The sequence below is a fragment of the Bacteroidota bacterium genome, from assembly GCA_016713765.1.
Classification (GTDB): domain Bacteria; phylum Bacteroidota; class Bacteroidia; order AKYH767-A; family 2013-40CM-41-45; genus Pollutiaquabacter; species Pollutiaquabacter aromativorans.
Window position 1 is genome coordinate 1,074,074 of sequence record JADJON010000001.1, and the last position, 12,355, is coordinate 1,086,428.

Annotated in this window: 12 protein-coding genes; 7 read left to right on the top strand and 5 right to left on the bottom strand. The window is 54.2% G+C overall.

The features are described from left to right. Nucleotides 1-45 precede the first annotated feature (45 nt). From trmB to IPJ96_04155, 4 genes are all read left to right on the top strand, one after another. Nucleotides 46-714, top strand: coding sequence for a tRNA (guanosine(46)-N7)-methyltransferase TrmB (gene trmB / locus IPJ96_04140; GenBank protein MBK7909539.1), 669 nt, complete (start codon nucleotides 46-48; stop codon nucleotides 712-714). Next, a complete protein-coding gene (locus IPJ96_04145) occupies nucleotides 711-1,061 on the top strand; it encodes an MGMT family protein (protein MBK7909540.1) in 351 nt (116 codons plus the stop codon). Before trmB ends, IPJ96_04145 begins: the two co-directional genes overlap by 4 nt. 209 nt (nucleotides 1,062-1,270) lie before the next feature. Continuing rightward, a complete protein-coding gene (locus IPJ96_04150) occupies nucleotides 1,271-2,374 on the top strand; it encodes an Mrp/NBP35 family ATP-binding protein (protein ID MBK7909541.1) in 1,104 nt (367 codons plus the stop codon). Nucleotides 2,375-2,392: 18 nt separating this feature from the next. Then, on the top strand, nucleotides 2,393-2,668 hold the full coding sequence (locus IPJ96_04155) for a NifU family protein (GenBank protein ID MBK7909542.1): 276 nt from the start codon (nucleotides 2,393-2,395) through the stop codon (nucleotides 2,666-2,668). Between the two features lie 207 nt (nucleotides 2,669-2,875). On the opposite strand, the gene IPJ96_04160 is transcribed toward IPJ96_04155, so the two are convergent. From IPJ96_04160 to IPJ96_04180, 5 genes are all read right to left on the bottom strand, one after another. Beyond that, nucleotides 2,876-3,688 (bottom strand): alpha/beta hydrolase, encoded by an 813-nt coding sequence (locus IPJ96_04160; GenBank protein ID MBK7909543.1) that lies wholly within the window; start codon nucleotides 3,686-3,688, stop codon nucleotides 2,876-2,878. Between the two features lie 142 nt (nucleotides 3,689-3,830). Beyond that, nucleotides 3,831-5,924 carry a tetratricopeptide repeat protein gene (locus IPJ96_04165; protein MBK7909544.1) on the bottom strand — a complete coding sequence of 698 codons (2,094 nt, stop codon included), beginning with the start codon at nucleotides 5,922-5,924 and terminating at the stop codon, nucleotides 3,831-3,833. A gap of 54 nt (nucleotides 5,925-5,978) precedes the next feature. Further along, nucleotides 5,979-7,820 (bottom strand): glutamine--fructose-6-phosphate transaminase (isomerizing), encoded by a 1,842-nt coding sequence (gene glmS / locus IPJ96_04170; GenBank protein MBK7909545.1) that lies wholly within the window; start codon nucleotides 7,818-7,820, stop codon nucleotides 5,979-5,981. A 12-nt stretch (nucleotides 7,821-7,832) separates the two neighbouring features. Beyond that, nucleotides 7,833-9,206: a DUF4270 domain-containing protein gene (locus IPJ96_04175; GenBank protein ID MBK7909546.1), complete on the bottom strand. Its 1,374-nt coding sequence runs from the start codon at nucleotides 9,204-9,206 to the stop codon at nucleotides 7,833-7,835. A 1-nt stretch (nucleotide 9,207) separates the two neighbouring features. Beyond that, a complete protein-coding gene (locus IPJ96_04180) occupies nucleotides 9,208-10,044 on the bottom strand; it encodes a glycogen/starch synthase (protein ID MBK7909547.1) in 837 nt (278 codons plus the stop codon). A gap of 192 nt (nucleotides 10,045-10,236) precedes the next feature. Between IPJ96_04180 and IPJ96_04185 the strand changes: the two genes are divergently transcribed. The 3 genes from IPJ96_04185 to IPJ96_04195 all read left to right on the top strand — a co-directional run bounded on the left by IPJ96_04185 (nucleotide 10,237) and on the right by IPJ96_04195 (nucleotide 12,316). Continuing rightward, on the top strand, nucleotides 10,237-11,103 hold the full coding sequence (locus IPJ96_04185) for a pantoate--beta-alanine ligase (GenBank protein MBK7909548.1): 867 nt from the start codon (nucleotides 10,237-10,239) through the stop codon (nucleotides 11,101-11,103). A 259-nt stretch (nucleotides 11,104-11,362) separates the two neighbouring features. Further along, the gene (locus IPJ96_04190; protein ID MBK7909549.1) at nucleotides 11,363-11,854 is read left to right on the top strand and encodes a DUF2384 domain-containing protein; all 492 of its coding nucleotides are present in this window, start codon (nucleotides 11,363-11,365) and stop codon (nucleotides 11,852-11,854) included. Nucleotides 11,855-11,857: 3 nt separating this feature from the next. Next, the gene (locus IPJ96_04195) at nucleotides 11,858-12,316 is read left to right on the top strand and encodes an RES family NAD+ phosphorylase (GenBank protein ID MBK7909550.1); all 459 of its coding nucleotides are present in this window, start codon (nucleotides 11,858-11,860) and stop codon (nucleotides 12,314-12,316) included. The last annotated feature ends 39 nt before the right edge of the window (nucleotides 12,317-12,355 follow it).

The window sequence follows — 12,355 nt, forward strand, 5'->3', positions numbered from 1 at the left end:
CAAACCAATTCTGCACCAACCCCTTTTATGTACTTTCGTGGCGCGATGGGAAAGAATAAGCTGCGCCGATTCGCCGAGAACGAGACTTTTTCGAATCTCTTTCAGCCCCGGATGGTCTTTCCTCCGGTGGATCATCCGATGAAAGGACACTGGGGAAAGCAGGTGTTTGGTAATTCCAATCCCCTCACGTTGGAACTGGGTTGTGGGCGCGGAGAATATACGGTCGGCTTGTCCGCGCTGTGTCCTGAACGGAATTTTGTCGGCATCGACTGGAAAGGTGCACGACTTTGGAGAGGCGCTAAGACGACCTTGGAGAAAGGACAGAAGAACGCTGCGTTCATGCGGATCATGATCGGCAATATCCGGTGGTTCTTCGCGCCGGACGATCGTGTCGATACGATCTGGGTGACTTTCCCGGATCCGCAATTGACCAGCGGAGGAGAACGCAAACGGCTGACAGGCCCGCGCTTTTTGGATTACTACCGCATGTTCATGCCGAAGCACGGTGTTGTCAATTTGAAAACCGACAGCCGACCCTTATACGATTACACCTCGGAGTTGGCAGCAACACAAGGTCTCAAGGTGCTGAAGCAAACGCACGATCTTTATCAGTCTGACCTCATGGACCCGGTATTATCCATTCGGACCACCTATGAATCCCGCTGGCTCGCCGCCGGCCTGCCTATTTGTTATCTGCAATTCGAGATCGGATGAGTGACCGTACCAACTCCCTCGAATCATTCTTTGATCAGGTCTATGCTGTCGTCCGCCTGATACCAAGAGGTCGTGTGACCTCCTACGGCGCGATCGCTAAATACCTCGGCACCGCGCGGTCTTCCCGTATGGTCGGATGGGCCATGAATTCCGCTCATGCGGTTAAGCCAAAAGTGCCGGCCCACCGGGTAGTGAACCGATCCGGACTACTCACCGGCAAACACCATTTCGGAAGCCCCACCCGCATGCAGGAACTTTTGGAAAAAGAAGGTGTTAAGGTTAAAAAGGATCAGGTAGTCGAGTTCAAAAAACGGTTTTGGGATCCGGCAGTCGAACTTTCCCTCTGAAGAGATGATTGTTCCGAGTTTCCTGCCTACGTTAAAACTTCAGCAGGCAGACGGGTTCCGGGTTCTGAGTTGAACATTTGATTCTTCCAACCCGTTCCAGTATATAGGCCTGACATTCAGTTATATACAATATTGACTTACCTAGTAACCAACCCGGAACCCGGAACCCGGAACATGAAACTCCAAACCCTAATAGGTATCTTTGCCCCATGCCAATTACCCAAGAACAGGTCGTAGACGCGCTGCGGAATGTGATCGAGCCGGACCTGAAAAAAGACCTGATTACCCTGAATATGGTCGAGGATATCGTGGTGGACGGTAAGAACGTCTCCTTCACGGTCGTCCTGACCACCCCTGCTTGCCCGTTAAAGGCGCTCATTCAATCGGCCTGCGTCAATGCGATCGTTCATTTCGTTGATGCCGAAGCTATAGTGACCGTGAACATGACGGCCCGCACGACGAGTGGCCGCAGCTCTTCCGATACTCAGTTACCCAATGTCCGCAATATCATCGCTGTTGCTTCCGGCAAAGGTGGCGTCGGTAAATCGACCGTTGCCGCCAATCTCGCTGTCGCCCTCGCCAAGAAGGGTGCGCGGGTCGGTTTGATCGATGCCGATATCTACGGCCCTTCCCAGCACATCATGTTTGGGGTGGAGAACGAGCAGCTTTATGTGAACGAGCGCGACGGAAAGCAATTCATGATCCCGGTCGACAAATACGGCGTCAAGATGCTTTCGATCGGACTGATGGTCGATCCGAACCAGCCGATTCCGTGGCGTGGTCCGATGGCCTCCAAAGCGCTGAAGCAATTGTTCAGCGACGCGGAATGGGGCGAGTTGGATTACCTCCTGATCGACCTTCCTCCCGGAACCGGCGATATCCACCTCACACTCGTGTCTGCAGTACCGGTGACCGGCTCGGTCATCGTCAGTACCCCGCAGCACGTTGCCCTGGCGGATGCCCGCAAAGGTATCGGAATGTTCCGCCTCGATACGATCAATGTTCCGGTGCTCGGGTTGATCGAGAACATGGCATATTTCACGCCGGCGGAGTTGCCGCAAAACAAGTACTACATCTTCGGAAAAGAAGGCTGCAGAAAGTTGGCCGAAGAACTGAAGGTCCCGTTCCTCGGCGAGATCCCGTTGGTGCAGTCCATTCGCGAAGGCGGTGATACGGGCATCCCGGTAGCACTCGACGACGAAGGGCCGGTCGCAACCGCCTTTGCCGAAGTCGCCGACCAGGTTATCCGCCAGGTGGCGATCCGCAATGCGGAACTTGCTCCTACCAAACCGGTGGCCGCCACCGCTTACTGATACGACAACCAACCGACCATGAGTGATCTCCACCGTCGCGTAGAAGAAGCCCTCGCGCAGTTAAGGCCCTACCTGGAAGCCGACAACGGTGATGTTTCCCTGGTCGAAGTCACCAACGACCATATTGTTCGCCTGCGCTTCCTCGGCGCCTGCAGCTCGTGTTCCATGAGCGCCATGACACTGAAAGCGGGAATCGAACAAACCATCCTTCGCATGGTGCCCGAGATCAAACAAGTCGTGGCGGTAGAAGACGATGACGAACTGCGCGAATGGGGACTCAGCAAAGGAAATTGAAGCAGACGAATTCGAAGAGCAGTAAACCGAAACCATTAACCTGTCTGCTTTCCAAGCCATAAAAAAAGGTTGTTCCACAGGAACAACCTTTTTTATTATTTACTGATTACTGTTTACTGTTCACTCCTGCCTACGCTAAAGCTTCGGCAGGTAAAATTTACTATTCGCTATTCGCTATTCGCTATTCGCTATTCACTATTCACTAACTCACTGATTCAAAAACTTACTCACCTTCTCAAAATAAACATTCTTATCCGTACTGAAGTTCTCCGCATTGGAAGGACTGTTGGCGACGATGTAGGTTTGGGTGGCGCAACGGAGCGTTTTGGTGTCTTCGGGTTTGATCAGATCGTCCTGTGGCGTGACAATGACCAGAACGCCTTTGATGTTCGGGCGAGATTTATCGCAGGCGTACATGGGTTCATAGGTCTTGTCATAGCCGAACGGAATGATCACCTCTTTACCCTTCTTATCCTTGATTTTCTTTTTCATAGGCTCCAGACCGGTCCAGGGACCATCGGCGATGATCTTTCGCGTCTCGGTACGGTTGCTGCCAACGCCGAGTGAAAGTCCGGCACCGATATTCTTGCCGAAGAGGTCGAACTTGGTGATGGCACGCGACTTCCGGAGATAATCCAGCATCGCGTTCAGGTCGCTGATGAACTGCGGGTAGATGTACGTATCGGGATCAATGGCGAAATCGCTACTGGCGCCGTAGCCGCGATAGTCGTACAAGGCAACGTTCCAGCCCGCCGAAAGAAACTGACCTGCCAGTTCGATGTCGTCGGCCATGTTGCCGTCGCCGCTCCCGCTGATGACCATCCAATTGGTCGTCTTCTTCGCGGTCTCGAAGAACCATGCATTGAGCGAGGCTCCGTCCTTCGTCGGGACTTTTTCTTCCTTGTAGTTCATCCCGTACTTCTCGGGCTTCACTTTGTATTCTTTCGAAGGGTTGAGTGCAAAGCTGGCGGTCGTCACGCAGCAGGCGATCGCCAGGCAGAATGAATGGTGAAGTTTCATCGGTTCGTTTTCCGTTTCAGGTTAAGTGCTTAAAAGTAACGATCCGGAAACGGTAGGGAAAGTGAAAAATTTGAACAACCCGGAAGGGTTGTTGACAGCGTTGAATAGGAACCCGAAAATTTCGCTGATCCGGGTAATTTGATCAACGTATCTGCTGTAACCGCTGTCGATACTTCATCGCCTCTGCAGGATTGCCCATGGCCTGATAGGTGTCGGCCATAACACCAAGGCTCCTTTGTGCATTCGGTTGTATCGCCAAGGCCTTTCCGGCAAATTCCAGCGCCTGCGGGTAGTTACCGTCCAGGTAGCTGACAGCAGCGATGTTTTCGATCACCATCATCTCGCCCGGCTTGATGCTGTACGCTTTTTTCAGATACACTAATGCGCTGTCATACTGTGCCTCCGAAGCAAACAGGGATGCAAGGTTGTTCAGAGGAATAGAATTGGATGGATCACTGGCGGCGCTTTTCCGGTAGGCGGTAATCGCTTCTTCACGTCTGCCGGCCTGGCTGAGCCGTAAGCCAAGGTTGAAATAGGTGTTCGAGAGGTTCGATTTGGCGACCGCATTGTCGGGATCCAACGCAAGGACCCGTCTATACCAGGCTGCGGCGGAATCAGTCGCCCCTTGCGCATCGTAGATCACAGCGAGGTTGTTCATGGCCACCTGATAGGTGGGACTGAGTTCGATCGATCGCCGATAACAATTGATGGCCTTGACAGTATCGCCAGCAAGCGCGCGATTCAGACCGTAGTTGTACCAGGCCTGGAAATTTCCCGGATGGATCGCAATACTGCGATCGAACGAGGCAGCCGATTCGTTCAGCAACTCGATTCGCTTCCGGTAGTCAGTCGTTCGCTGTGCTTCTTTCAGCAACTCCGAAGCAAGACTGTAGTGTGTCCGTGTGCTGTTCGGGGCATGTCGGACGTCCGCGCTGAACAGCGTCTTATTATTCCTCCAGTCGGCAGCGCGCACTACGCTGAGTACAGACCCTGCCAGCACCAGCGTGCCGATGACCAGAAAGAGCGGCCGTCTGCCATGTTCGGGAAATTGGCGGATGTCGGTCTTCAGCGCTTTTGCGATCAGGAATACCAAGACGATGCAAAAGGCGATCGACGGTACATACAGGAATCGTTCTGCGAAGGTTGAACCGGTGGTGAAGAACAGGTTGTTAGTTGGCGAAGTCGAGATGAAAAAGAACAGGATGCAGAAACTGACAATCGGCCATTGGCGAAAGCGGAAAAGGACAACGACCATCAGCAACGCGTACAGCAATAAACCCAGCCAGGGCGTTAACTGACTCCAGGTGCTGATCGGGATTTCGTTGAACGAATAATCCCAGGACATCGGCCAGGGCAGGAATACGGCCCGCAGGAATTGCAGGAGGATGACCATTTTGGTGGCGCTTGTTTCCCCCATGTACTTTGCGCCGTTGAGGACATTGGCCAATAGCGGATCCGCGGATGCATCAATCGTAAAGGGTACGTACAGGCTTCGTATCCACAAAAAGATTAATCCGAGAACCAGTAACGGAACGGCATGCAGCAGGGTGGAACCAGGTGGTTGTTTTAAAACCAGGATGCGGGAGGCCGGAATGATGAGTGCGAAGGCGATCGCGCTTTCCTTCGATAGCAGAGCCAGGAAGAAGTACAGGCTTCCGGTGATCACATCACTTCTCCCGATGCTGACTCGTTCCTGCTTCGGTAGGAATTTCAGCCAGGCCAGGAGGCCGAATGCGGCAGCCAGTAACTCGTCCTGGCTTTTAATGTTGGCCACTACCTCGGTATGGATCGGATGGGCGGCGAACAGGGCAACGATCAGGGCCAGAAACAGGGTGTGAACCTGACGGAACAACCGCTGCAAGAGGGTGAAAAGCAGTTGCAGGTTGATCACATACAATAACAGACTGATGAAATGACCGAAGGCCGCGGAACGTCCGGCCAGGCTGCGTTCGATCGCGAAAAGGGCCGAAGCGACAGGCCGGAAAGGCTGGATGCTGTTCTCGTAAACTTTACCCGGGCTGAGAATTTCAGGGATGCCGCTAACGCCCTTTTGAACCGCTTCGTTCTTGAGAATAAGGACTTCGTCGTCCAGCGCGTAATCAAACGTCAGCGTGTTGCCGTACAACAGCAGGGCCAGCAGGCTCAACAGCAACCGGATGCTCCACCCGCTAATGGATGTGCTGGATTTGACCGGCGCGGCCTTAGGGCCAGGCGCGTGCTTATTGCGCTTGTTCATCCGGAAGGAAAGGTACGAGGATTCCCGAACTGGCCGGGAATGGCAGGCAGAAGGTTATTCTACCGTCACCGATTTCGCCAGGTTCCGCGGCTGGTCCACATTGCATCCGCGCATGACGGCGATGTGGTAGGAAAGCAGTTGCAGCGGAATCACCGAAACGATCGGCACCAGTACGTCATCCGTTTCCGGGATCTCGATCACATAGTCGGCAAGTTCCTTGACGTTCTTGTCGCCTTCGGTCACCACCGCGATGATCTTGCCTTTCCGGGCTTTCACTTCCTGGATGTTGCTGACCACCTTTTCGTACGTATCGTTCTTGTTCGCGATCACGACCACCGGCATCTCGTCGTCGATGAGGGCGATCGGTCCGTGCTTCATTTCTGCGGCGGGATATCCTTCCGCGTGGATGTACGAGATCTCCTTCAACTTCAACGCGCCCTCGAGCGCTACGGGGAAACCATAGCCACGGCCGAGGTACAGGAAGTTGCGGGCATCCTTGAACTTGGAAGCGAGGTCGATGACCTGTTCGTTGGTCTTCAACGCCTTTTCAACTTTTGCCGGAAGCGCCTCCAGTTCGTTCAGCAACTGGTGGAAGCGGGAGTCGTTCACCGTGCCGCGCGTGCGGGCGATCTGCAAGGCCATCAGGGTGAGGACGGCCACCTGTGCGGTGAAGGCTTTGGTGGAAGCTACGCCGATCTCCGGGCCGGCGTGGGTATAGGCGCCGGCATGGGTAGCACGCGGGATCGAAGAGCCGACCACGTTGCAGACACCGAAGATCAACGCGCCTTTTGCCTTGGCAAGTTCAATGGCCGCCAGCGTGTCGGCGGTTTCACCCGATTGCGAGATCGGGATCACAATATCGTCTTCGTAAATGATCGGGTTCCGGTAACGGAATTCCGATGCGTATTCGACTTCCACCGGAATGCGGGCGAGTTCTTCGAAGAGGTACTCGGCGACCAGCCCGGCATGCCAGGATGTTCCGCAACCGATGATCAGGATGCGTTTCGCGTTCGCGAACTTCTTCTCGTATTCGGAGATGCCGCCCATGCGGAGGAAACCCTTCTGCGCGTCGATGCGTCCCCGCATGCTGTCCCAGATGGAACGCGGCTGTTCGTAGATCTCCTTCAGCATGAAGTGATCGTAACCGCCTTTTTCCAACTGCTCGAGTTTGAGTTCGAGTTCGTGGATATACGGTGTCTTCACCTGGTTCTCGATCGTCTTCACGGTCAGTTGACCTTTGTTGACAAAACCGAGTTCGCCATCGTTCAGGTAAATGACGTTGTTGGTGTATTCGATGATCGGCGTAGCGTCGGAAGCGACGAAGAATTCGCCTTTCTCTTTGCCGACACCGATGACGATCGGACTGCCTTTGCGGGCGCAGATGAGCTGGTCCGGATGGTCTTTGGAAAGGACCACGATCGCGTAAGCGCCGATCACCTCGCCCAACGCCATGCGTACGGCTTCGTCCAGGGATACCTGGGCGTTTTCAAAAATGTCCTCGATCAGGTGCACCAACACTTCGGTATCGGTGTCACTGCGGAATTCGTGGCCGCGCTTGCTCAGCTCAGCCTTGATCGAAGCGTAGTTCTCGATGATGCCGTTGTGGATGATGGCGAACCGTCCTTTTTGCGAATAGTGCGGATGCGCGTTCCGGTCGTTCGGTTCACCGTGCGTAGCCCAGCGGGTGTGGCCCATTCCGATGTTTCCCTTCGTGTCCTTGTCTTTCGCGAAGTCGTGCAGGTCACTCACCTTGCCGGCTTTCTTGAAAACCTTCAGGTCGCCATTCAGAATGGCGATGCCGGCGCTGTCGTACCCGCGGTATTCCAGTCGCTGCAGTCCTTTGATCAGGATCGGGTAAACATCACGCTTGCCGATGTATGCTACGATGCCACACATGTGTTGTCAGGGTTAGGGTAACTTGGTGTAATAAAGCTTGAGTTTCATGCGGTCCGCAACGTTTTTGCCGCTCCCGAGGATCGCCCGTGCGGCCTGGACACCCGAACCGGAGATGACCAGGTAAAAGCCGTTGTTCCCGATACGGTCGTCCAGGATCGCCTGGATCTGCCGTGCAAGGTTGAAACGGTACGTGCGGGTCGAAGCATCCAACCCACCACCATAGTAACCGCTGGTCTCGAAGTAGTCGAGGGGGAATCCAACGTTGCCGTTCGCGTCAAGGGCCAGCACGAGCAGATTAGCCGGTGCCGGGTATCCGTTGGTGGAACCATCGGTGAGCGTGATATTCAACTCCGCTTTGTTCACCACGATACTACCCGAATCCTTAAAATGTTTCAAAAACGGCATTGAAATTTTGATTTTGGTGCCCGACATGGACTGCAGATACGTCAGACTGTCGCCGTCCGTAGAGTCGCGCAACTGCCGTCCGACCGCCAATTCACCGAATTCGTGCTCGAAACGGTTCACCCGGCCTCCGGTAAGGGTGAACTGGTACACCCGCGCAGTGTTGGTGGTATCGTGGTAATAGAGGTTCAACCGGCTATTGAAGACGTCGATGGTCGAAATGCAGCCCTTGCCGGCTGCGGTATTGCCTTCAGATTCAATGTATATGCCTTTGAAATAGTTCCGCCAGCTTGAATTTCCGGAAAGTGCGGGTTGACCGCTTAGCGAAACGATCTCATTGGCCAGCGCAAGGTCGAGCGGAATGCGCAACTGCGGAGATACCGTGTCGCTGTCAACGACGATCCTGGTATAAGGTTGGGGGACGTACGCGCGTGTTCCGATCGGTTGGTCTTCGCGGGCGAAGTCCTTGAAACTGTAATAGGTCGAACCGGGATTGATATTCTCCTTAAGCCGGTAGACCGTTACGGTTTGTGCCGTGGTGGTATCGGCATAATAACCCGAATAAAAGAGTTGCAGGACGAGTGAGTCTACGGTACTCAGGTTGACAAACGTCGGACTACCCTGTAACAAGACCTCGGCGTAGATGGACGCTTTGGTCTTGCCGAAAACCGGATCGCCATAGGCGCCCAGGAGGGAAGCCGAAAGTTCGTCGCCCCGGACGGAATCTTCCGTCAGGACCCTGCAGTCGATCGTTGCCGAATCGGAATAAGCGGTTGACAGGGGGTCGCTTTCGGGCAATACCGACAATCCGAGTTCTTCCGAGTCTTTACATCCGCTCAGAAAGGCGAACGCAAGCAGGGCCGGAAAAAAACATTTCCTCCACACGGATGCGGAGGAAATGTTCTTTTGAGGTTGATCGGTAATTGGGTTGGCCGCGGGGCCGAAAAGACCGGCCAGGAAACGGCCGGCGGAGTTTGCGAGCATATCAGTCTACGAGAGCCGGCTCGTTTTCCAGCAGTTCGTCATAAAAGTCCGAACAGGCGCCGACGAAGTTGCCGTCGTCGTCGAACGGTGAATACTGGAGAACGGGCTTGTTGGTTTTCTTGAGGTAAGTATCGAGTGCGGAATGTTTGGTGTCGCAACCGCGTACGATCCCGTCGCTGAGCTTCATCGCGGCCAGGTGCACATTGGCCATGGAGGGCTCTTTATACAGCTTCAGGTCGTCCGGCGTAACACCGTCCATTTTGAGTTTCTTCACCAGGTTCGGCGTGAAATTTTCTTCCATGTCCTGGAGGTAGGAGGAATACACGATGCGCGAATTGCGGAACATCGGGTCATCCTTATAGCCGGTCTTCACGAAGAACGGGATCAGGCTGGTCATCCAGCCATGACAATGGATCACATCCGGTGCCCAGCCAAGTTTTTTCACGGTTTCCAGTACGCCACGGCAGAAAAAGACCATCCGGTCTTCGTTATCCTTATGGAACTTCTTCTTCGCGTCACGGAAAACGTTCTTCCGCTGGAAATATTCTTCGTTGTCGATGAAATAAACCTGCATCCGGGCACTCTGGATCGAGGCCACCTTGATGATGAGCGGATGATCCGATTCGTCGATGATCAGGTTCATGCCGGAGAGGCGGATGACTTCGTGGAGTTGGTTCCGACGCTCGTTGATCACACCAAAACGGGGCATGAACGTCCGGATCTCTTTTCCGCGCTCCTGGACTCCTTGCGGCAGCCGGCGGGCGATGTTGGATACTTCTGTGACTTCCAGGAAAGGGGTAATTTCCTGGGAAACGAATAGTACTTTCGCCTTCTTCATTATAGGAAATGAATGGTTAAACAGCTGCAAAGATACACATAATAAGGGTACGCTTCAATATGCGCAAGCCCCCTGACCGAAAAACAATCGATTTTTAGAAAAAAAAGGACTTATATAAGTTTAATAATTTGATCATCAGATTAGTAAGTCCGAACGACAAGATGGTCGCCCAAAGCGCTTGATTACGATCAAATGTTGGTATTTGATAAGATAAAATCACTTCAGACTGTCATTCAGGAGTGGAAGTCGACCGGCCTTCGGATCGGTTTCGTGCCCACCATGGGGGCCTTGCACCCCGGCCATATTTCCCTGGTGGCGGAAGCGCATCGTCAGTGCGATCGGGTCGTCTGCAGCATCTTCGTCAACCCGACCCAGTTCAACAATCCCGACGACCTCAAGCGGTACCCCCGCATGCCGGAGGCCGACCGATCCATGTTGGAGCAAGCTGGTGTTCACCTGCTGTTCACACCGGACGAACAGGAGATTTACCCCGGCGAATTGGAAAAAGACAATGCCCCCACGATCGATCTGGGCAGGCTGGAGCAGGTCATGGAGGGCAGCCATCGCCCCGGCCATTTTCGAGGGGTCGTACAAGTCGTATCCCGACTCTTCGATATCGTAAAACCCGATGTAGCCTTTTTCGGCGAGAAGGATTTCCAGCAACTGGCGGTCATCCGTGAAATGACCCGACAGCTCCGGCTACCGGTTACGATTGTCGGCTGTCCCACCCTGCGCGAGCCGGACGGGCTGGCGATGAGTTCCCGCAACCTGCGCCTCACCACGGCTCAACGGCAGGAAGCGGTGGTGATCTCCCGGGCACTTTTTTATGTGCGCGACAACATCGCCCACGTGCCGATCGATGAGCTGTTGTTCCGGGCCAAAGAGAAGATCGAATCCTCGGGTCAGCTCAGGTTGGAATACCTCTGTCTTGCCGACGAGCAAACGCTCGAGCCGGTACACCCGGCACACCTCCCCGAACACATGCGCTGCTGCGTAGCCGCATGGCTCGGCGATGTACGGTTGATCGATAATGTCGGGATCGTGCTCGGCGAAAGCTGAAGATTGACCGTGAGAGTTCCGAGTTTCGGGTTCCGAGTTCCGAGTTTCGAGTTGAAATTGATGCCGGGTCATTTGTTGGATTGACTATCTACAAATTACTATTCGCTCCTGCCTACGCTAAAGCTTCGGCAGGTAAAATTCGCTATTCGCTATTCACTATTCACTATTCACTATTCACTGTTTACTGTTTACTGTTTACTGTTCACCCTCCAGTCACCGACTTGACAAAATCAGAAAATTGTCTTAGATTTACGGACAAATGTCCACTGCCCCCCGCACCAACTCTTCCCTCGAGTTCCAATTGAACAGAGCCGTCGCCTCGCTTTTTCGTGAGCGCGCCTCCGGTCGAAAGGTTACCTATGCCGAGTTGCTTTCCGACAAGATGCTCATCATTGCCGCCATCCGGATCGGCATTCCGTATTCGCTCTTCGAGTTGATCCTGAAATACACACCCTTCTCCGAGACCGATTGGGCTTCGTTTCTGAATATTTCCACCAAATCGCTGCAGCGATACGAGCAGAATCGTCGGTATCATTTCAAGCCCCTGCAATCGGAAAAGATCATCGAACTCGCGGAGGTCACCCGGCTGGGCCTGGACGTGTTCGGGAACATGGAAAAGTTCCGGCTATGGCTGGATGCCCCCAACTACGCGCTGGGTAACATGAAACCGGTCGAGCTGCTGCGCGATTCCTACGGCAAGGAGATGGTTGTGGCGGAGTTGAACCGCATCAATTACGGTATTCTTTCCTGAGCGGTGGAAGTCTTTCGCCTCAGCCGCGACCGTTACGCGCGCACCCTGTCGGGGGAAGGCGCCGCCAGGACCGGCGGCCGGTGGAACTCGCCGGGTGTTGAAATGGTCTATACGGCGATGAACCGCTCCCTTGCCATGGCCGAGGTGGCCGTGCACCTCAGTCTGGCCATGCTGCCCGAGGAGTATCGCATGATCACGATCGAGATCCCCGACCGTGTATCCCGTCACCAACTCGCGTTGAAAAGACTCCCGGCCAACTGGAAAGCATTTCCGCATCCCGCCGCGACGCGCGCGCTCGGAGATCGTTTCATTGCCGAAGGCAAACACTGCATCCTGATCGTTCCCTCAGCCATCACCCAGGGCGACTTCAATTATCTCCTCAACCCACGTCATCCCGATTTCAAAAAAGTGCGCATCCGGAAGGTGGAGGCGTTTCCGTTTGACAGGAGGATGGTGAGGTAAGGCGAGGGAAGTTTGTCTAATGCAGAGTATTCATTAATA

Excerpts from the sequence above, each read along its gene's own strand:
- IPJ96_04165 (MBK7909544.1), bottom strand. The coding sequence starts at position 5,924 with ATGAACAAGCGCAATAAGCACGCGCCTGGCCCTAAGGCCGCGCCGGTC.
- glmS (MBK7909545.1), bottom strand. The coding sequence starts at position 7,820 with ATGTGTGGCATCGTAGCATACATCGGCAAGCGTGATGTTTACCCGATC.
- IPJ96_04190 (MBK7909549.1), top strand. The coding sequence starts at position 11,363 with ATGTCCACTGCCCCCCGCACCAACTCTTCCCTCGAGTTCCAATTGAAC.
- IPJ96_04150 (MBK7909541.1), top strand. The coding sequence starts at position 1,271 with ATGCCAATTACCCAAGAACAGGTCGTAGACGCGCTGCGGAATGTGATC.
- IPJ96_04185 (MBK7909548.1), top strand. The coding sequence starts at position 10,237 with ATGTTGGTATTTGATAAGATAAAATCACTTCAGACTGTCATTCAGGAG.
- IPJ96_04145 (MBK7909540.1), top strand. The coding sequence starts at position 711 with ATGAGTGACCGTACCAACTCCCTCGAATCATTCTTTGATCAGGTCTAT.
- IPJ96_04180 (MBK7909547.1), bottom strand. The coding sequence starts at position 10,044 with ATGAAGAAGGCGAAAGTACTATTCGTTTCCCAGGAAATTACCCCTTTC.
- IPJ96_04160 (MBK7909543.1), bottom strand. The coding sequence starts at position 3,688 with ATGAAACTTCACCATTCATTCTGCCTGGCGATCGCCTGCTGCGTGACG.
- trmB (MBK7909539.1), top strand. The coding sequence starts at position 46 with ATGGGAAAGAATAAGCTGCGCCGATTCGCCGAGAACGAGACTTTTTCG.
- IPJ96_04155 (MBK7909542.1), top strand. The coding sequence starts at position 2,393 with ATGAGTGATCTCCACCGTCGCGTAGAAGAAGCCCTCGCGCAGTTAAGG.
- IPJ96_04175 (MBK7909546.1), bottom strand. The coding sequence starts at position 9,206 with ATGCTCGCAAACTCCGCCGGCCGTTTCCTGGCCGGTCTTTTCGGCCCC.